Source organism: Paenibacillus sp. JT22N15, assembly GCF_059383755.1.
Map to the genome: position 1 here is coordinate 16,063 of NZ_JBXENV010000014.1, position 20,273 is coordinate 36,335.

A 20,273-nucleotide genomic window follows, 5' to 3' on the forward strand; every position below is an offset into this window, starting at 1 on the left:
CTTGCGGTTACACATATTGCGACTTGTTGCTGCTGCGGACGAAGCTCAGCTCATAATCATCCGCTGCGGTCAGCTTGAGCGCCGATGAATCGAAGGCCGGAGCAAGCCGGTAGCATTCCGCTTTAAACTGCTCCCAGCTGCCGAACTCCTGCTCCGAGCCCAGCTTGCAGAAATACGCATTTTTGCGGCTGTATGCCCGGTATTCGCAATGGAATAGGCGGTCGTGATGGGGAACCATCGGCTCGCTGCACCAGATCGCGGCGTAGCCGCTGCCTTTTTGCCCAAACAGCCATTGTCCGTCCTGGACGAAATCATCAAACTTCGCCTCTGGGAAAAAGAGATGCGTAAACGCGACCGGATGCTCCTCCCCGATTTCATAAATCGCGCCCAGCGCGCTGCCCTGCTGCTTAACCGCTGGCATGATGCCATTTCCATACCAGTAGCCCGGCCGCATGCCGCCATCGTCAGCCAGCTCTCCCGGATGGTTCGTATACAGCACCGTATCGTTGTCCAGCGCCGCATACCACATATGCTGCTGATACCCGTACACGCCCGGCTCGAAACGCGATGTGCCGTGAAAACGCTCATTAAACGATTTAACATAATGGCCCGATTCAATGTCAACGGACTCGTCAAAGCTAATATTTTGCCAGAAGGACGGGCTGGCATCATATCTCGGTGATTGAACCGAGGTCAGCATATAATCAGGCTGCTTGTTGAGCTTCACCCATGCGTTCCCGGTCTGGTACTCCAGCTCCAAGGATTCATCCATCAGGCTTGTGAAATGCTGCGGCATCACGTATTTGCTGTTCATCAGAAAAACGATCCATTCGCTGTTGCCCATTGGCGTATCCGGATTCAGCAGATGAATTAAAGACTGGGCCGACTGGGTGAATGGCAAAATGACGGAGCGGTAAATGCGCGCTTGCGGCGCGACGATTGAACCGCGGAACGTATGATAAGCGAAGGATTTCAGCATCTCGTCAATTAACCGGCTTGCCCGAGCAGACTCCTCTTCCTCCATATAATCGACGACATTTAGGAGCGCACCTAGCGTCACGCACATGTAATCCGCGCTGAGAAACTCCTCAAAGCCATATTCCTCGACATCATCCAGCCACTCGCGGATTTTGCCGAGCGCCACATTGCTTGCCTGAACGCCCGTGCGGCCCGATCTTGCGAATAGCTGATCCGGGTACTCGCGGCCCGCCATATAAGCGCAAATATAGAACATCAGCGCGTGATTTTCGCTCCAGAAGCACATGCCATCTGAGCCGTTCTCCGTCATCCAGAAGCGGTAGTCTAAAATCGCCTGCTTGGTCCGTTCGGTTAAATGGGCCGGAAGCTCTTGCTGCTGCATGAAGCGAAGCAGGCCCGCGAGGATAAAGTCCGAGCAATCCTCGCGCCGCTCAATTTGTCCAAGCGCGTGCAGAATATGCTGTTCATCATTAACAGCGGGTTGTCCCAAGTTCCAGCGCGCCAGCACATAAAATAAACCAAAACGCAGCGGTTGAAACGCCTTCTCCGTGCCTATGGCGGCAATCTCCTCGAACATGGCGCCTTTAACCTCGGCCGCTGCCGCTCCTTTGCGATAAACCGGCTTTTTGTTTTGCAGCAGCTCGATTTTGCGAACCAGCTTTCTTTGTCCGATTTCACCATATACGATTGCCATTGGCGCACCCTCGTCAAGCTTCACGCTGCGCTTGCCGCTAATGTCCTCGGCGATCAGGCTGTCATTTACTTCTTCTCCATATGCCAGATAGATGCTGCAAGGCGCTTCCGCCGGGAAGCAAAGCTCATTGCCCTTCAGCGTAATGCCCGACAAAAAGCGGTCCAGCGCAAGAAATGGCTCGGCCTGCTCCGCATCCGGCAGCGTCACCGAAATCTGGTCCAAATGCTCCAATAGTTGGATGCCGAATATGTTCCGCGTATCACGCACTGCCAAATTTTGCATGCGGATGACCATCGTGTTGCTGCCTTTGCGCAAAGGCAGCTGTATTTCCTGCTTATTAATCGGCTTATACACCGGCACGGCAACGGAGCTTACCTTCTCTCCATTAAGCCATACTTCAATCGCCGTATAAGTCCATAGATTTGCCAAGACGACAAGGTCTTCTTCCGCCACAAGCACGGTAGCGGCGAGCAGCTCTACTTTTTGGGGCGTAAACGAAAACTGGCTGAAATTAACGAAGCCGCTGCACGGGTAAAGATATTCCCAAGGCAGCCCCAGCTCGCTCTCAGCGCCGATTTGGATGGCTTCTGATCCCGCTGGCGCTGGAAGCTCCCTGTCCGCGACAATCGAGCGCAAATATTGCTCGTAGCGTATTTGGTTTTTATCGGATTTGTCCGATATAAAATCACTCAAACGCAGTCCTGAAGTTAGATAATGAGTAATAAATCCGTTTTGCTTATCCACATGCTTCACTCCAATCGATTCATTCAGGCATTGCGAACACGGTAAGACGCCCGTCACGGTTTAAGCTCAGAACAGGGCGGCCCTGCTCGTCCATTGCGACGCTCCATTCAGAGATCGCCAGCTGCTGCGTGCCAAGTGATGGCTTCATCACGGTAATAAACCATGCACCTTCATTTTCCGTTGTCAGCAAGCCCTGAAGCACCTTCAGCGGCTGCATCTTCATTTGGTGCACGGATTCCCAGCTATCCTCCACGTCAAGCTCCAGCTCCGGTGGTCCAAATACGAGCAGCTCGCAGGCGAGCGGCGAAGCGGAAGCAGCTTCTGCTCCATTGGCCAAGCCGCCGCCTTTCGCATAGTAGCAGGCAGGCTCAACATTGGAGCCTGTTTCATTAGCCGCAGCAGCGCTGCCCGCTGCCCGTTTGTGTGTCTCCCACTCCAGCAGCCTAGTGTGCAGCCGGTGCTGATACGTATGCTCGCCAGTACCCGTCAGGCGGTCATAAATGACCCATTCTCCGCTGTCCAAAAACCATAGGGCGCGCCTGTGCGCAACGCCGCGGGAAGCATATCCGTCATGCTCCGCGCAAATCATTTGCTGAGCCGGCTCCCAAGCGATTAAGGAAACGGCAGCCTCCGGCACGCCCCATCTTTGGGTGCGCAAATAAGGCGTCTGATCCTGCCCGTCCACAAGAACAGTATTATGGGCAGATGTGCTTTTGAAATAACGGCGCCATGGATTTTCCATATACGTGTACGTTCCCGGATCGACGAACAGCGCTTCGCCAAAGGCGCACCATTCGAAGGACAACGCATCGGCATGGCCATGAGGGCCTCCAAGCGCAGCTGCATCGAAGATGAGCTGCTGCTCCGTATCGCCAAGCCCGTAATAGCCTGCCGCAGGGAATGCAAAGGGCAGCCGCTCCTCCATATGGACACTCGTCGCTTCTGCTTCGCCTGCCATTGAAGCCGCCCGCGATACTGCTGATTCTGGCGACTTAGCTGTCGCTTCCGGCATCTTAGCTGCCGCTGCCAGCAGGCGGTCGATAGCCTCAGGGCCGACCGTCCAAAACTGCTCATACAGCTGATCTTCCAGCAGCAGTCCTGGACGATCATAATACAGCGCCGCCGCATTCAAATCGGGCGGCTGGTTCGCGAAGGAATCGGCAAACGGCGCCATGCTGCCGTCCTGTCTGATCATCAGGCTTGCGAAACGCGTCATGCCGGCTACAATGCGCTCGTATTCGCCTGAGAACGCAAGCCCGCGCTTTTTCGCCATAACGGCACAATCGACGAACAGCTCCAGCGATACCATATGGTAGTGCGGCGTAAGCTCCGAATGGACGCCACCCTGCAGCACCTGCACGCGTATGCATTCCTCCAGCCGCTTCATCGCGGTGCTGCGCCATTCCGCGCTTTCCTCCCACGTCACAAAGGTCAGCCCCGCGCCCAGCAGCCCAATCATATGCATAATCGAATGATTGATTTCAATGCTCGCTTTGTAGGTGGAGAGAAACCAAGCATGCTCTTTTACCGATTGGAGGAACCGCTGCTTCGCTTCAGCATTCCAGCTTTCCGATTGATCGAAAAAATGATAGGCATATATCCATTGGCGCAGCCTAAGTCCAGTTTCCAGCAGGCGCCACGGGCCGGGCCTTTGAAAATAGGTCAGCTCCTCTGCCGGCAAATTCCGCGGGCATGGCTGCGTATCGATCCAGCCTAAAATATGCTCCAGCGCTTTAGCCGCATATTTCTCGTCTCCGGTGCACGCATAGGCGGTGCCTAAGGAGCGAAGATGCTTAAAGCGGTTAATGCCCCAAGTAAATTCCTTGTCTCCAGTTGGGTTGTAAAGCCAATTGATAGGCTGGCCCAGATCGATTTCAAAACCTTTCCAAATAATAGGCTTATTCTCGCACCAACGATCTGCCTGAGCCATTGCAGCGGCCGCCTGCTTGGGAAAATGCTGCTGAAAGCTTGCTCCCCACTCGCTTCTCTGCTTCGGCCTAAAATACAAATGATCCATTTAAGCACTCGCTCCTCTCCCATCCATAAAAGCAGAGGCTGCCCGCAGGCAGCCTCTCTTTTCCTTCAGCTATACGGCTACTGGCCGAGCGAGCCTTGCAGGCTCTTGGCGCTGAACGACGGATTAGCCTGAATATTAGTCAGCCCTTCCGTACGAGCCGCTGCTAGCGCTTTGTTGTATCTCGTATTCAAATCCTTAATCGCAGCATCCAAGTCCTGATTGCTGGTCAAAATATATTCAATAAATACGTCGCTTGCTTTTTTGCCTTCCAGCTTCGTTTCGGTAACCGAAATCGGAGTTGCTGGATAGATGCCATCATATTTCGTTGGAAGGAAGCCTTCGATGCCTTTCAGCTCTGGCTTGCCTGCCGCTTCATTGACGTAAGGCAGAACGGATAGTCCAAGACCTTTCTCTTGATATTCCGTACGAAGCTCCGTGTTATACAAGTATTCCAAGAACTTCACAGCTGCTGCCTGCTTGTCCGATTGTGCGTTAATTCCGATATAGCCGCCTGCATTAACCCATGTTACACCATTGACTTGACCATCTTTAGTCGGTACAAGCGTCGATGACCAATTGATTTCCGTCGGGAATTGCGAAGTGTAAACAGCTGGCTCGCTGGAGTGGTTCACATACATCGCGATTTTACCTTGGGCAAACTGTGCGCGAAGCGGATCAATATCCAGCGATTCAGCGCCTGGGATCATGCTGCCATCCGTTTTCATTTGGTGCAGCGCTTTTGCAATGTCGGCGTACATGCCGAAGTCGAATTCACCGGTTTGGTAGTTAAAGCCCTCATGGCTTGTCTCTGAGCTTAGCGAGCCCGATGCAAAAGCCGGACGCGTAAAGCCGGAGCCATTTTTGAAATTGCTAGCGAAGCCGTATACGCCTTCAGCCTTGCCTTGCTCTGTCACTTTTTTCGCGATTTCTACCATTTCGTCGAGCGTCTTAGGAGGCTCTGTGTAACCCGCTTTTTTGAGCAGGTCTACATTGTACAGCAGGCGCCAAAATTGGCCCGTGTTTGGAAGCGTATACACATGTCCGTCTTTTGTATATACATCCTCTACCAGCAAACCGTCGAATTTCGCCAGAAACTCTTTGCTAAGCAGCGTATCAAGTGGAGCAAAATAGCCTTTGTTCACATAAGTTTGGAAGTCTCCGCTGCGGAAAATATCCGGAGCCTGATTGCTCGCAAACGCAACCTCAACCGCCTGATTGTAGTTATCCGCCATAACCTTCATTTCTACTTCAATGTTATCTGTATTCGTTGCGTTATATTTGTCTACCTGCTCCTGCATATAATCCATGTCATGACGATCTATTGTCCAATAGGAAATTTTCGTCTTTGCTGCGCTGCTTGCACCGTTTGTGCCCGCGCTTGCTTCTGGTGCGGCGTTCGTTCCGTTACCCGTCGAGCATGCCCCCAGCATTAAAGCCATTACAAGCAAGCTGCAAAGCAAAAACGAGCGTTTCGTTGCGAATCTTTTTTTCATCTGTCGTACCTCCCCTTTGTTTGGCAAGCGGCGTTCAAGCGGTGTCTACCACCCAGCCCCTCCTGCTGACCTCATTGTAGCACCGTTGCACTCTTGCCCATGAAGGACAAAAACACGATTCTGGGAGGGCAAAATCACTATGATTACGCTTCCGGCTCCGAGCTTTCATATTTGCTGCGGAATTCCGTAGGCGTCAGCCCCGTATGTTTTTTGAACAGCTCGGTGAAATATGGACGATCCCGATAACCTAGCTCATACGTAATATCCTGCACCTGCATGCCTTCCAGCAGCAGCTCCTTCGCCTTGTCCATCCGTGCAGAAGTGACGTATTGCATAAACGTCATCCCAGTCTCTTTTTTAAACAAATTGGAAAAATAGCTCGGGCTCAAATGCACGACATTCGCGCATTCCTGTACCGTCAAATCGGTGCCGAGCCGTCCGCCCACATAATTCATAGCTTGATGGATGAGCTGGCCGACATTGTTTTTCTGGCGCTTCTGGAGCCAGTCGCAGCCAGTCAGTCCTAATTCCTTCACATCTTTAATCAGCTCGGAGGTGGATGAATACCGGCCTTTCTTAATGACGCTCAGCCGTTCATCAAGCCACATGCGCTGCTTGCTATCCGCCTTCTCCGCTATGACACGGTAAATGGAGAAGGCCAGTCCATAAAACAAATTCGTCATCACATCGGGATCAGGCGGCGTCGGATAACGCAGGCATTCCTCGGCAATGCTCACCAGCAGCTTCTCCGTCCCTTCCCGGTTGCCTGAGCGCAAGCAATAAAGCAGCTCCACTTCCTTGTCTGCGGAATAATGCGGGGAAATATGATTTTGCCGTTCAATATCGCTATACGAAATAACACAGCCGCTGCCGGAATAAAACTGATAGCTGAGCGCTGTTTTCGCCTGATTATAGGAAAGGGCGATTTCGCTGATTCCTTCCACGCAGCTTCCGACGCCAATGGAAATGTCCCGCTTGGCATAGCGATTCACATTGTCCCGGCACGCCTCTGCCAGCGCCAGCATTTCCTCTTCCTCATTCGGATTCAGCAGGATGACAAATTGGCCCAGATGCTCCCGAAATACGACACCTTTCGCCTGTTTTTTAATCGTTTCCTCCATAATGTTTTGCACAGCGAAGCGGGTTAGCTCCACTTCCCGCACGGACAGCGGGGAATGCTCGTCCATTAACCCCTCGATCTGCACAGACATTGCAACGAAACGGCGGGTATCCATATCGATGCTGAGAAACTCCCATTTGTCATAGGCCCGCTCGGGCAGCTCATCATGCCGGATCAGCAGCCGAAAATACTCCTGGCGCAAATAAGGCAGGCTTTCCCTTACTTTGCGCTCCAGCGTCATCCGGTCCAGCTGCTCCAGGCGCTGCGTTTCAATCTTCGCTTTAGCGCGCAGCACGACCTCGACAATTTGCTGCGTCGTAAACGGCTTGACCAAATAATCGAATGCCCCAAGCCGAACGGATTCCTGGGCATAGGTGAAATCGGTAAAGCCGCTGAAAAAAATAACCTTAGCCTCCGGTTCTCCGCTTTCCTTCATCTCACGGACCATATCAATGCCGCTGCGCATCGGCATCCGAATGTCGGTCAGCACAATATGCGGATGCTTCACTTTAATAAGCTGCAAGCCATCATGGCCATTTGCGGCCGTTCCTACAATTTTGATGCCATGCTCCCCCCAAGGGATTTTGGTCACTATGCCATCGATGACCGTCTTTACATCGTCTATAATGCACATCGTAATTTCGCTCATTCGCTTATCACCTCTTGAATGGGAATAATTAGCTTAACAGAAGTCTGCACGCCAGGCTCGCTTTCAAGCTCCATGGAAGCTTTATATCCGTAATACAGGGATAGTCTTGTTCGTACGTTCGCCAGTGCGTAGCTCGTCCGCTCCACTTCCGGACCATTCAGCATTTTCTCCACACGCTCGGCCTCCATCCCAGTACCATTGTCTGTAACGGTTAGCATGAGCAAGCTCTTGGCAGCATCGGCTTCCACCTCAATGCGGATAACCCCTTCATGAGGCAGCTCCTGAAAACCGTGCAAAATCGAATTTTCCACTAGCGGCTGCAGTAAAATTTTGAGCACGGGCGTATCCAGCAGCTTCTCATCGACCGTCTGTATGCTGTACCTAAACAAATCCGGATAGCACATTTGCTGCAAACTCAAATATTGCGCCACATGCTCCAGCTCCTGCCGCAGCGTCGTAATTTCCCGGCCATTGTTCAGGCCCAGCCGGAACAGCAGCGATAGCGAAACGATCATGCCGCTGACCGCCTGCTGCTCCTCCATCTCGCTTTTCCAATAAATCGTATTCAACGTGTTGTATAAAAAATGGGGATCAATTTGCGCCTGCAGCGCTTTGATTTCTGATTTGCGCTTGTCCTGCTCGGATGCTTTCACCTCTTCGATTAATTCGCCGATTTGCTCCAGCATCCGGTTGAACTTGTGGCCGACCTGGCTGATTTCATCCTCAAATACGCTCTCGAACCTGACGTCCAGCTTATTCTGCTCCACCTTCACCATAAGATTGCGCAGTTTGAACAGCGGCTTAAGCAGCAGCTCCGACAGCATGCTGGACATAACCAGCGCGAGCAAGACGCAGCCGCCCATAATCGTTAGAATCGTCCAGTTCATGCGCTGAACAGGCTTCAGCAGCTCCGACTTGGACTGATAGCCAAGCAATATCCAGTCGGGATTCATCCCTAGCGCCGCGTAATTGAGCAGATAAGCTTCCCCGCTCTGGCTTGTATATTCGAAGTTCCCTCTTGCGCTGGAACCGACACGCTCATAAATTTGCTGATTGCTTTGCGGCATGCCCTCAGTGGAAGCAAGAACGTTTTTCCCCGTACGGTCAACCACAAGCTGGCTGAGGCTGGCGCTCTGCATATCCGCCTGAATCAAATCCAGCAGGTGATCCTCACGGATGTTGACAATGACATACACACCCGGCAGCTGGATATCGAAAAACGGTTTAATAATTAAGGTAATAACGGAGCTTTTCCGGCTGAACAGCTCATCGGCATGTCCCGGCACCCATAGCTTGCTCCATTTTTCCTGCGTTTCCGTTATTTTCTGATTAATAATCGTACTCTCAAAATCGCTTTTCGGGCTGCGCCGATTTCCCGTCGGATAAAAATCCCCGATTGGCGTATGCACCAGCACCGAGTCAATCGACTGCTCAGCCAGCATGAGCTGGACAAAAGGCGTTTGCAGCTCAGACAGCCGATTATAATATTCCTTCTTGCTGCTCGACTGCACATCTTTCAGCGTGCGCTGGAAGGGCTCGCCCATCATGAGCGTAGATACGAGCACAACGATATTTTTCAATCGCTCATCCAGCACCCTCGCCGACTTATTGAGCGTATCCTGGCTCGTCTTCGTTGCCTGTGATTCCATTTCACGAGAAAAAAACACGGAAACATAAGTTCCCGTGACGGATATACAAACGACGGTCAATAAAACGAACGAAACCCACAGACGTCTTTTAAGCGACATTTTTCGAAATATACGTTTCATGCTGTTCATCGCCTCAATGCATATGGAGTTTGTTAGCCTTTAACCGAGCCAGCCGTAACTTGCATAAATGAACGGTTAGCGAAAATATATACGATGAGCATAGGGAAAATCGAAATGCATGCGCCGGCGAGCATCAGTTGATTTTCAACTGCGGCTCCCGCCCCGTAGCGCAAGTTCGCAAGTCCCACGGGCAAGGTTTGCAGATCAGGGCGCGAAAGGGAAAAGACGAGCGGCAATATATATTCATTCCATGCATTACGGAATGTGAATAGCGATACGACAGCCAGCGCTGGGCGCAGGAGCGGTAAAATAATGAGCCAGAAGGTGGAGTAGAAATTACAGCCATCAATGAGCGCCGCTTCATCCAGCTCCCGCGGAATGCCGCGGAAAAAGCCGATTACCATAAAAAAGGCAGTTGCATGCGCACTAATTAGAATAATTATGACGCCCCACAGCGATTTCTGCAAACCAATGGATACCATTAAATCAAATTGTGGACGCAGCACAACCGCACCGATCGAAATAAACAAAGTGAACGATTGAAGCAGAATAAACAGTTTCTTTCCTCTGAAAGCAACGCGATCGACCGCATAAGCAGCCATGGAAGATACGAGCAAAGTGCCGACCGTAGCGAACACAGCTACATATAAGCTATTGAAGGTATAAGCGGAGAAATCAGCTTGATTCCACGCCTGCAAATAGTTTTTAAACTGCCAGGTAGAAGGGAGAAACGTCGCTCCCGTTGTCAGCTCCAGGTTCGTCTTGAAGGAGCCGAATAGCGCGATTACGATTGGAAAAAGCATCAGTGCTGCCGTAGCAAGAAGCAGCAGCCAAACTGGTGTACGAAGTACTATTTTGCGAATGGTCATGATCGTTCCCCCTTTTTAATAAACGTTATTAAGCTTTTTGGACATCCAGAAATACAGCCATGTGACGATACCGACAATAACAGCCGTTGTAAAGCCGACCGCGCTGCCGTAGCCAATATTTTGCACGGACGTGCCAGACGTCGTCAGCGGGAAGAACAGTTTGTACAGGTATAAATACATAACCTCGGTTTTGCCGAAAGGACCGCCCTCCGTCAATACCATAATGCTCTCGTAGCCTTTAAGCGACGTTGTAATCGCAAGCATAATAATCATTTGCAAAACAGGACCGAGCATTGGAATCGTAATGTACCACATCCGCTGCACCGGGTTTACGCCATCCAGCGATGCCGCTTCATACACATCCTCTGGAATGTTCTGAAGACCGGCGATAAATAGCAGCATATAGTTGCCGACTGCTCCCCACACCGCAATAATGACGATCGTCGTCATGGCATGTGCAGCGCCCAGCCAGTCCACTGGAGCGGATACGATGTTCAGCTTCATTAAATACTGATTAATAATGCCGTTGTAGGAGTTAAACACAATATAGAAAACGATGGACATGACAGAGGCGCTGAAAATCGTTGGCAGGAAAAAAATCGCCCGAAACGCATGCCGTCCCCGCAGCTTCCGATTCAATATAACCGCCAATATGAGCGATAGCGGCAGCGTAATAATTAATTTTCCACCCGCATAGATGAAAGTATTCAGAACGGAGTGCCAAAATTCAGCATCCCTTCCCACTCGCGCAAAGTTCTCAAGTCCGATAAACTTCGGTGTCCCAAACCCTTGATAATCAAAAAACATATATCGAAGCGCCCATACAACCGGATAAATGCCGAGCGCTATGGTTAGAAAAAAGCTTGGAAAGCTGAACAAATACGCCCCGATTCGATTTTTATGCATGCCGTCATCTCCCCTTCTTTTGTAGCTTCATTGTATAGGATGGCGCCTTTCATACGGGATGGGGCAATCAATGATGCTGGGGGGACGAAACGACTATTGTCGTTGTTGACTTGCGGACAATTGTCCGCTAAAATGGTTTTCAGCAGTGCGGACAATTGTCCGCAAGTAAGGAGCGGCATAGGCTGCCTGAATGGAGGCTGAGTGAACCAGCAGGAGCGGGGACATACTGATTTTAGAGCGTTAGCAGCATTGGCACACAAACGAAAGGCATGAGGAGGAACGATTTTGAACACAGGAAGTCTAGATACAGCACCCAAGGATTTGAGTGGAATAAAAAGAGGACCTATTGTAGCGGCACTTATTATAGGCGCATTTGTCGCAATACTGAACGAAACCCTGCTTAATATTGCTTTCCCCGATTTAATGAAGGAGTTTGATATTAGCTACGCGACTATTCAATGGTTGTCGACGGCATATTTGCTCGTAGTCGGCATTTTGGTTCCGATTACGGCACTGCTTCAGCAATGGTTTACCACCCGGCAAATGTTTTTGTCGGCGATGATTTTATTTCTTGTCGGAACCGTCGTCTGCGGCACGGCAACCGTCTTCCCGATGCTGCTTGTCGGCCGCGTCATTCAGGCGCTTGGCACCGGCTTAATGCTTCCGGTCATGATGAATACGATTTTGGTTATTTTCCCGCCGGAAAAACGTGGCGGCGCCATGGGCATGATCGGCCTCGTTATTATGAGCGCGCCAGCTATCGGTCCGACGCTGTCGGGGCTTATTATTGAATCCTTCAATTGGCGCTGGTTGTTTTTCTTAGTTATTCCGCTCGCCGTTTTCTCCATTGTGTTTGCGGCGGTTTATTTGAAAAATGTTTCGGATATCACTCGTCCAAAGGTTGACCTGGTATCGATTTTATTGTCATCCATCGGCTTTGGCGGTCTGATTTACGGCTTTAGTAAAGCAGGTGAGGATGGCTGGGGCAGTTCCATCGTCATTTGGTCTATCGTCGTCGGCGCAATCGCCTTGCTGCTGTTCATTGTGAAGCAGCTCATGTCGAGCCAGCCGCTGCTGGATTTGCGCGCCTTTAAATATCCGATGTTCAGCCTTGTCGCCTTGCTCATGCTGGTGATGATGATGACGCTGTTTTCCACGATGATTTTGCTGCCGCTTTTCCTGCAAAACGCGCTTGGCAAAACCGCTCTGGCTGCCGGACTTATTTTGCTTCCGGGCGGTATTATCAACGGCCTGATGGCTCCGGTTTCCGGCGTGCTGTTCGACAAGTTTGGACCACGGGTGCTCGTCATTCCGGGGCTCGCTATTACAGCGGCAGCGGTATGGATGTTTAACGGCATCGACGAGCTGACAAGTATAGGTTATATTATCTTTATCCATGTTGTGCTGCTAATCGGCGTTTCCATGGTGATGATGCCTGCGCAGACGACAGCGCTCAATCAGCTGCCGCGCAAGCTGTACCCGCATGGCACAGCAATTTTGAATACTTTGCAGCAGGTTGCCGGCGCAATCGGTACTGCTTTATTCATCAGCATTATGTCATCCGGCACAAAAAAATATTTGGAAAGCTCCACTGATCCGGGCTCTCCGCTTGAGCAGGTCAAAGGCTTCGTATCCGGCATGCACAGCGCGTTTCTGGTTGGGCTTATTATTGCCTTCATCGCCTTTGGGCTTGGCTTGTTCATCCGGCGCACCAAAGCACCTGATGTGGAGGAGAAAAGAGCGGCTTAGGGAGTAAATTAAAACTGGGGTTTTCAGTTTTAATTTACGACCCAGGAATAACAAAAAAACGGGCCTTTTCGTTTTTTTGTTATTCCCCTCCGAAGCATTTTTCCTAGAAAGTCGGTTTTGTGTTGCTCCCTCGGAGCGGCTTCGCAGTGAGCATAAAGGAAGTGAAAGCTAGTTGAATTTTGAAATGGATGAGGTGGGCCGGGATATTATCGAGAAGGCCCGCCAGCTTTTTAACGAGCATGGCGTTGAAGCGGTCAATATGCACCAAATTGCGAAAAAGGCAGGCATCGGTCAGGGCACGCTTTATCGGCGTTTTCCAAACAAGGGCGCGCTGTGCATGTCCGTTTTGGATAGCCAATTCGAGCAGTTCATGGCGAATACGATGCGGGACCTAACGGAAAAAGCCGCGCAGCCCGTCGTCATACGCCTTTCGGCCTTTATACAAAGCCTGCTGTTCTTTTCTCTTGAGCTGCGTGAATATATACGTCCTATTCTTTCCGCTATTTGCGCCGAAGAGAAGAACAACCAAGACTGGTTCCTAGCTGAGCCATATACCTTCATGCATGCGACGGTCAGCGGACTGTTGGAGGAAGCCGCAGCAGCAGGGCAGCTGCGACCGCAAATTTTGCCAACCATCGCCGCATCCCTGCTCATTTCCTCATTTTCACCAGAGCTGATGGCCCATTTCGCAGAACAGGGCTACAGTAAGGAATTTATTTCTGAGCAATATAGAGCGACTTTTATTGAGCCAATGTTTATAGAAGCGCCAGAGGCGGGCAAGGACGGCAATTGATTTGCTCCTTCAGTCAGCCCAGCTAAGAAATGTACGTATATCCTTATTATCAAATAAGAGGGTGTCCTATCGGCCTAAATGACCGTGGACACCCTCTTTCTGTTATATAAGATGGTTTATATGAGCTTATTGTATTTTATGTACTTGTTCCGTTAAAGGCCGCCGAAGCTCTACATGAAAAACGGCTGGGCAGGGCATTACTTTTAATAATAGAGGAGATATCCTGTGCTGCGAAAAAATCCGTGTGCACGGTTACAAATTACGAGCAGCAGATGGGAAGGATGGGACATCATGGATCGCCAAGTGAGCACCATACAAGTAGGTGAATATGTGCTTGAATACTCCATTGTGGGCGAAGGATCGCCGCTGCTGCTTTTTCATGGCGGGCACTCCAACTGCTATGAAGAGTTCGGCTACCAGAACCTTGTCGCTTCAGGGTTTTCCATTATCACCCCCTCCCGAGCAGGCTATAGTCAGACCTCCCCTGTTGCCGAGCTGCAGGAAGCCTGTGAGCTATACTTGGCTCTGCTGGATCACCTGCATATTGCAAAAGCACATGTTATTGCCGTTTCAGCGGGTGGGCCGACAGGCATCCTTTTTTGTGCGCAATTTCCTAAACGAGGGGCAAGCCTGACCTTGCAATGTGCAATCACCAAGCCCTGGCTCTCTTCAAACGATACAGCCTATCGCATTGGAAGGCTGATTTTCAAACCCGGGGTGGAAAAAGGAACTTGGCTCATCCTAGCTAGGATGAATAATCTTCTGCCGCGGCTCACGTTTAGGATGCTGCTTTCTTCCTTTTCCACCCTAACACCAGCTGAGGCGTATGCCAGGCTGGATAATCTTGCTGTAGAATTATTTCGCGAAATGAACAACAGACAGCGTTCATATAAAGGCTTTCTTATTGATCTCGAGCACACCCAGAAAGATTATACGAGAGAGTTACGTTCCATTAAAGCTCCTACACTAATTATGCATAGCAAAAATGATCGCTGCGTTGCTCCCAGCCATGCTGAGTATGCCGAAGCCCATATTGTACATTCTGAAGCTTTTATGCTGGATGCATGGGGCCACCTGATCTGGATAGGCAAGCACGCTGCCGAATTTGATCGTAAGCAGATTGCCTTTTTAGCTGAAAATCAATAACAGCCCTCTTCCTCCTTGAGATAGGTGAATTAAGATGGATGAGGGCTGTTTTGGCAGCTTTTAGAAGCTAAGACAACGGCCCTTGGCTCCCGTGAGCTGCCATCAGCTTAAGCTGCTCTCGGTACTGCTTCGGCGTAATGCCTTCATATTTTTTGAAAATCCGAATAAAATAGCTCGCCGTCTGCAGGCCGATTTGCTCTGAAATGCCATCCAGGCTGAGCGGAGAATGATAAAGCAGCTCCTTGGCCCGCTTCATCCGCAGCCGGATGACATAGTCACTGAAGCTTACGCCCGTCTCCTCCTTGAATAACACGCTGAGATAGCTCGGATTCAGATGGACATGCTGGGCGACCTCCTTGATGGACAAAGGCATGCCGATACTTTCATGGATATACTTAACGGCACTAAGAATATAAGCATTGGTCGATGGCACGCCATAGGAAAGCCCGTTTGCCGCTTCCTCCGACTTGGATTGAAACGCTTTTCCGACCGCCTGAATGAGCTGCTCCTGCCGAATCGGCTTCAGCAAATAATCGACGGCGCCAAGCTTCAGCCCTTTCTGGGCATACTCAAATTCTGCAAAGCCAGTGAGCAAAATCGTATTTATGCCATTCTGCTCGCCGCGCAGCGCCTCAAGCAGCTCGATGCCCGTCATGATCGGCATCCGAATATCAGTTATGAGCAGATCATACGGCTTCTCCCGAAGCAGACGGATCGCCTGCTTTCCATTGTCGGCCATATCGACCTGCACCTTGTCCTCCCCCCACTGCTCCAGAGTGAAGGCCACCCCCATGCGCGAGTTGTATTCATCATCAACGACCAATATGCTGTGATTCATCGTCAGAAGCTCCCCTCTCCGGCTCGGGCTTTAGCGGAATTTTCAATACGATCGTCGTCCCGGCGCCCGGCGCGCTGTCAATGGTTAAGCCGTATTGCTTGCCGTAATGAAGCTGGATCAGCTTGCATACATTGAACAGGCCGATCCCGTTTTTGCCCGTAACAAAGGCAATGCTCAAATCATTCTGTAAGCGTTCTCTTATTTGATGCAGCTGGTCCGGGTCTATGCCAATGCCATTATCGTGCACCGTAAAGGAAATGACGCCCGCTTCCTCCCTTACGCGCAGCTTGATCGTGCCGCCATGCTCCATAGGCTCTATGCCATGCACAATAGCATTTTCAACCAGCGGCTGAATCGCGAGCTTGGGAATTCGCACGCTGCCGAGCTGCTGCTCGCAGTCGATTTCAATGGCGAGCCTGTCGCGCCAGCGCATTTTCATAATATCGCCATACCGCTTGACCTGCTCCAGCTCCTCATCGATGGTGACAAATCCGTCCTGGGTGCTTGAATGAATCGTATACCGGAACAAATCGGCCAGCTGAATGACGGTTTGCGCCAGCTCCTGCTCTCCTTTGCGGATATGATCCCAGTAGAGCGAATCGAGCGTATTGAATAGAAAATGCGGATTGATTTGGGAATGAAGCGCTTTAATTTCACTTTTGCTCTTCACAATTTCAATCTCGTATACGGATTTAATCAAATAATTAATCTGCTTAACCATCTGGTTATACGTCATATTCAGCTGATTAACCTCGCGGTTGAAATACTGGTCGGGATTTTCCCGCGGACTGCCGTGCTTGCCGCCCTGAATGATGCGCGTCAGGCTTCGGATCGGCGAGGTAATAAACTTGGACAAATAATAAGACAGCAGGGCAAATACGAAGATGCTCAGCACGCTCGCCCACAGCAGCACATCACGCAAAAAGTAAATGTCGGCGGTCAGCGTTTGCTTGGGAATCATAATTTGCAGCTTCCAGCCTGTCGACCGTATCGCCCGCTCTACCGTTACATAATCGCCGCTCTCCCCTTCAAGTGCGCCGACAGACAGAAGCAGGCCGCTGTCTTCCCCCACGTTCATGCTGTTATTGTTCTCGTCAAGAAGACGCATCACCCGGCCTTTATCCTTCGCCTTGTCCGTAGTGGCCAGCTCAATAATCGAAGGCTTAAGCCGGATGAGCAAATAGCCGCCCTTCGCATATTTCTCTTTCTCCAGCTTGACCTGCCTGACAGCCAGCAAATATGCCGGATTGTCCGGATCACGTCCGATCCATATAATGGCTCCGGCCTGATGAATTTCATCCGCCTGCTTTAAATAACGCTCCTCTACCCGCTCTACGATGCTCTTCTCCACGATGGGGTAGAGGCTGCGAGACAAGCTGTAAAGCTCAATATCCTTTATCGTATCTGAGTAGGCCGTCTTCTCGATGAGCAGCCTCCTCAGCTTCATTCGTTCGTCATAAACCGCCAAGTGCCCCTGCTTCTCGAGGCCGAGCGCTTCTTGTATCCGGTCATCCATGGCGAGCTGCAGCGTCAGAACGTTAACCTCGTTAAGCTGCGATTCCAGCCTCCCGCTTGCTTGCAGCGCAATCTCGTCAATGTACAGTGCCGCATTTTCCCGCTGCACCTTGGACAGCAGCACATAGAGGCTGCTTACCGTAATGAGCAGGACAATGGACATGGTCAAAATAAAGCTGACAAAAATTTGGCCTCTCGTCTGATCCAGCCCTATTTTTTTGAAATAGCCCACTTCGTCTTCCTCCAGTAAAACTTGCACAAAACCTATCCTCTCGAAAGTTCATGAAAGGATAGGCTTTGTCCGCATACGATTATTTATTAGGATAGATCATGATTTTTATACTCGTGTCCTTCTGCGTGCGGGCCATTTCAACCGCTTCCTTCGTATCCCGCAGCGCATATTTATGGGTAATGACCTTCTCGATGTCCACGCTGGACTGGCTGAGTGCTTGAATGGCGCCCGGGTAGGTGTTCGCATAACGGAACAATCCGAGCACATCTACCTCAGCATCGATGATCGCGTTCACATCAACCGGAATTTCGGAGGCTGCCGGCATACCGACAAGCACAATGCGTCCGCCGCGCTTGACGGTGCGAACCGCATCGGCGATAGCCCTTCCGTTCCCCGATGTCTCAACGATAACGGTAACGCCTTTTCCGCCGGTCAATTCGGCAATGCGCGCCTGCACATCTTCCTTCATCGGATCAATAACCGCCGTAACGCCCATTTCCTTCGCCAGCTCCTGGCGGAAGGGCACAACGTCCGTCGCATAAATTTCACTTACGCCAAATACCTTTGCTGCCTGAATCGCAAGCAGGCCAATCGGGCCAAGCCCGGTTACGAGCAGACGGTCTGCCGGAGTAACCTTTGCGCGATTCATCGCGTGAAGGCCTACGGACAACGGCTCCAGAAGCGCGCCCTGCTCAAAGCTGATTTCACCCGGCAGCTTGAATAGGAAATCGCTGCGTACCGCTACATACTCAGCCCATGCGCCGTCAACCGGCGGCGTTGCCATGAACACAACGTCCGGGCACAAATTGTAACGGCCCGACTTGCAATATTCACAGCGTCCGCAGGCTACGCCCGGCTCTACCGCTACCCGGTCGCCAATCGCGACATTGGATACACTTGCGCCGACAGCTACTACCTCGCCAGCCAGCTCATGGCCGAGAATAATCGGTTTTTCCACGACGTAGCGGCCAATTCTTCCGTGCTCATAATAATGAACGTCCGAGCCGCATACGCCAATACAATATACTTTGACGAGCGCCTCATCGTCTTTCGGCGTCGGAACGGGTACTTTTTGAATCTCGATATCCAGCGGTTTGTTCATTACGGCTGCATCCATTACGTTTATGCTCATCATCAGCTCACCTTTCAGAATACTTGAAATAATCAAAGTCCGCATACTTGCCTCGCCCGCTTAAATCCTGTACGCAAATGCCGATAAATGCCCCGGTGAAGCCTTGATCAAGCGCAATGCCATCCTTCACCAGCTCGGCGTTTTCATCCGATATTTTGCTGGCATCCAGAACAGGGCCAATTGGCTGCCAAGCCGCTCCATCCAGCGAATAATAGAATTGCAGCGCCTCATGGCGGACTTCCGCCTTTAAATAGCAGCGCTCGGCCCCATCAATCGATACGGGCTGCTCAAGCGGCTCATCATAGACAGAGCGGTCGCTCGACATAATGCCGAGGCATTTGCCCAGCTGCTCATCGCGGCTGATCCATAAGTAATAATAATTCTTTGTATTGTAATAGTATACAAGCCCGGCAAGCTGCTGATAAGTATCTGGCTCAAATTCAACGACCGTTTCAGCATCTACTGTGAACGATTGCTGGCGGCGTGCGATCAGGCTCTGCCGGTGGGAGGAATACAGCGATTCTCTTCCCTTCAGCCTCATATGGCCGGGACGCTCCTTCAGCGTTGCCCATTGCTCGCTCCGCGGCTCGCGCAGCGTATGAAGATGAATGCTGATCGCATCCCCGTCAAAATGCTCGATCTCCGGCTCCGCCGCAAAACGATGCTCCGGAAGCGCAGGCGCGCTCACCTGAACTTCTGGAGAATGGCCTCCGCTGATAAGGCGCAGCCAGCCGTCCTCCGTCCAAACGACCCTCTGAAGGGCCGTTTCCCGTCCAAGCGTGCAGCTTCCCGAAGGGCTGAGCGGCCGCGCGCACAGATGGGCAATGTACAGCTGCCCAGCCTGCGTCTCAACCAGACTGACATGACCCGCCTTTTGCAGCTCAAGCTCTGGGCGGTCCGCCGACGTAATAAGCGGCCCAGCCGGATCGGCCTCGTAGGTGCCAAGCAGCGTCCGGGAGCGAGCAACCGTAGCCGCATGGCCAAAACGCGTGCCGCCCTCGGCGGTAATCAAATAATAATAGCCGTCATGGCGGTAAATGTGAGGACCTTCGGTCAAGCCAAGCGGCGTGCCGTCGAATATCGTTTGAATCGGCCCCGTCAGCGCCTTTAATTCCTCGGAATACTGCTGAATAACGATGCCGCCAAACGGGTTTTTCCCTTTGCGGTGATCCCATGTCAAATTGACCAGCCATTTGGTGCCATCCTCATCATGGAACAGGGAAGGGTCAAAGCCGCTGCTGTTCAAATAAATCGGCTCTGACCAAGGCCCCATAATCTCGGTTGCTGTAACGACATAGTTATGCGTGTCCTTGAAAGGCCCCATATGGCTCTTCACATCGGTAAACACCAGGTAGAAGATGCCGTTATGGTAGCTCAGGCACGGCGCCCATACTCCGCCGGAGTCGGGATTGCCGATCATATCGAGCTGGCTCGCCCGGGTAAGCGGGTGCGTGAGCACCCGCCAGTTTTTCAAATCGCGAGAATGATGAATTTGGACACCGGGAAACCATTCGAAAGTCGAGGTCGCAATATAATAATCGTCTCCGACACGAATGATCGAAGGATCGGGGTTGAAGCCCCGAAGTATCGGATTGTTAATTACGTTAATCGTAAACGCCTCCTGTCTCG

At 51.3% G+C, this 20,273-nt stretch carries 15 protein-coding genes; 4 read left to right on the forward strand and 11 right to left on the reverse strand.

Annotated elements, in window-relative coordinates; genetic code table 11:
- Positions 1-7: 7 nt before the first annotated feature.
- From AC50X8_RS24525 to AC50X8_RS24555, 7 genes are all read right to left on the reverse strand, one after another.
- The gene (locus AC50X8_RS24525; RefSeq protein WP_494882055.1) at positions 8-2,416 is read right to left on the reverse strand and encodes a hypothetical protein; all 2,409 of its coding nucleotides are present in this window, start codon (positions 2,414-2,416) and stop codon (positions 8-10) included.
- 19 nt (positions 2,417-2,435) lie between these two features.
- Positions 2,436-4,433 (reverse strand): heparinase II/III family protein, encoded by a 1,998-nt coding sequence (locus tag AC50X8_RS24530; protein ID WP_494862637.1) that lies wholly within the window; start codon positions 4,431-4,433, stop codon positions 2,436-2,438.
- A gap of 77 nt (positions 4,434-4,510) precedes the next feature.
- Positions 4,511-5,926 carry an ABC transporter substrate-binding protein gene (locus AC50X8_RS24535; protein ID WP_494882058.1) on the reverse strand — a complete coding sequence of 472 codons (1,416 nt, stop codon included), beginning with the start codon at positions 5,924-5,926 and terminating at the stop codon, positions 4,511-4,513.
- Positions 5,927-6,069: 143 nt separating this feature from the next.
- Positions 6,070-7,695 (reverse strand): helix-turn-helix domain-containing protein, encoded by a 1,626-nt coding sequence (locus AC50X8_RS24540; RefSeq protein WP_494882062.1) that lies wholly within the window; start codon positions 7,693-7,695, stop codon positions 6,070-6,072.
- Entirely contained in the window at positions 7,692-9,464 is a 1,773-nt protein-coding gene (locus tag AC50X8_RS24545; protein ID WP_494882064.1) for a sensor histidine kinase, read from the reverse strand. Before AC50X8_RS24545 ends, AC50X8_RS24540 begins: the two co-directional genes overlap by 4 nt.
- Before the next feature lie 32 nt (positions 9,465-9,496).
- Positions 9,497-10,333: a carbohydrate ABC transporter permease gene (locus AC50X8_RS24550; RefSeq protein ID WP_494882066.1), complete on the reverse strand. Its 837-nt coding sequence runs from the start codon at positions 10,331-10,333 to the stop codon at positions 9,497-9,499.
- A gap of 15 nt (positions 10,334-10,348) precedes the next feature.
- Complete coding sequence (locus AC50X8_RS24555) at positions 10,349-11,239, reverse strand: carbohydrate ABC transporter permease (RefSeq protein WP_494862647.1); 891 nt, start codon at positions 11,237-11,239, stop codon at positions 10,349-10,351.
- Between the two features lie 39 nt (positions 11,240-11,278).
- Here AC50X8_RS24555 and AC50X8_RS24560 point away from each other — a divergent pair, with 39 nt between their 5' ends.
- From AC50X8_RS24560 to AC50X8_RS24575, 4 genes are all read left to right on the forward strand, one after another.
- Positions 11,279-11,440, forward strand: a complete 162-nt coding sequence (locus AC50X8_RS24560) for a hypothetical protein (RefSeq protein WP_494882068.1) — start codon at positions 11,279-11,281, stop codon at positions 11,438-11,440.
- Positions 11,441-11,524: 84 nt separating this feature from the next.
- Complete coding sequence (locus tag AC50X8_RS24565; protein ID WP_056033463.1) at positions 11,525-12,988, forward strand: DHA2 family efflux MFS transporter permease subunit; 1,464 nt, start codon at positions 11,525-11,527, stop codon at positions 12,986-12,988.
- A 172-nt stretch (positions 12,989-13,160) separates the two neighbouring features.
- Positions 13,161-13,781, forward strand: a complete 621-nt coding sequence (locus tag AC50X8_RS24570) for a TetR/AcrR family transcriptional regulator (RefSeq protein ID WP_056033460.1) — start codon at positions 13,161-13,163, stop codon at positions 13,779-13,781.
- Between the two features lie 291 nt (positions 13,782-14,072).
- Positions 14,073-14,927 (forward strand): alpha/beta fold hydrolase, encoded by an 855-nt coding sequence (locus AC50X8_RS24575; RefSeq protein WP_056033457.1) that lies wholly within the window; start codon positions 14,073-14,075, stop codon positions 14,925-14,927.
- Positions 14,928-14,994: 67 nt separating this feature from the next.
- Here the strand turns inward: AC50X8_RS24575 and AC50X8_RS24580 are convergent, their stop codons facing one another.
- The 4 genes from AC50X8_RS24580 to AC50X8_RS24595 are packed head-to-tail and all read right to left on the reverse strand — an operon-like array spanning position 14,995 to position 20,253.
- Positions 14,995-15,765, reverse strand: coding sequence for a response regulator transcription factor (locus AC50X8_RS24580; RefSeq protein ID WP_494862654.1), 771 nt, complete (start codon positions 15,763-15,765; stop codon positions 14,995-14,997).
- On the reverse strand, positions 15,740-17,539 hold the full coding sequence (locus tag AC50X8_RS24585; RefSeq protein ID WP_494882071.1) for a sensor histidine kinase: 1,800 nt from the start codon (positions 17,537-17,539) through the stop codon (positions 15,740-15,742). Before AC50X8_RS24585 ends, AC50X8_RS24580 begins: the two co-directional genes overlap by 26 nt.
- Positions 17,540-17,591: 52 nt before the next feature.
- Positions 17,592-18,647, reverse strand: a complete 1,056-nt coding sequence (locus AC50X8_RS24590) for an NAD(P)-dependent alcohol dehydrogenase (protein WP_494882073.1) — start codon at positions 18,645-18,647, stop codon at positions 17,592-17,594.
- A 4-nt stretch (positions 18,648-18,651) separates the two neighbouring features.
- Positions 18,652-20,253: a glycoside hydrolase family 43 protein gene (locus AC50X8_RS24595; protein WP_494882226.1), complete on the reverse strand. Its 1,602-nt coding sequence runs from the start codon at positions 20,251-20,253 to the stop codon at positions 18,652-18,654.
- Positions 20,254-20,273 lie beyond the last annotated feature (20 nt).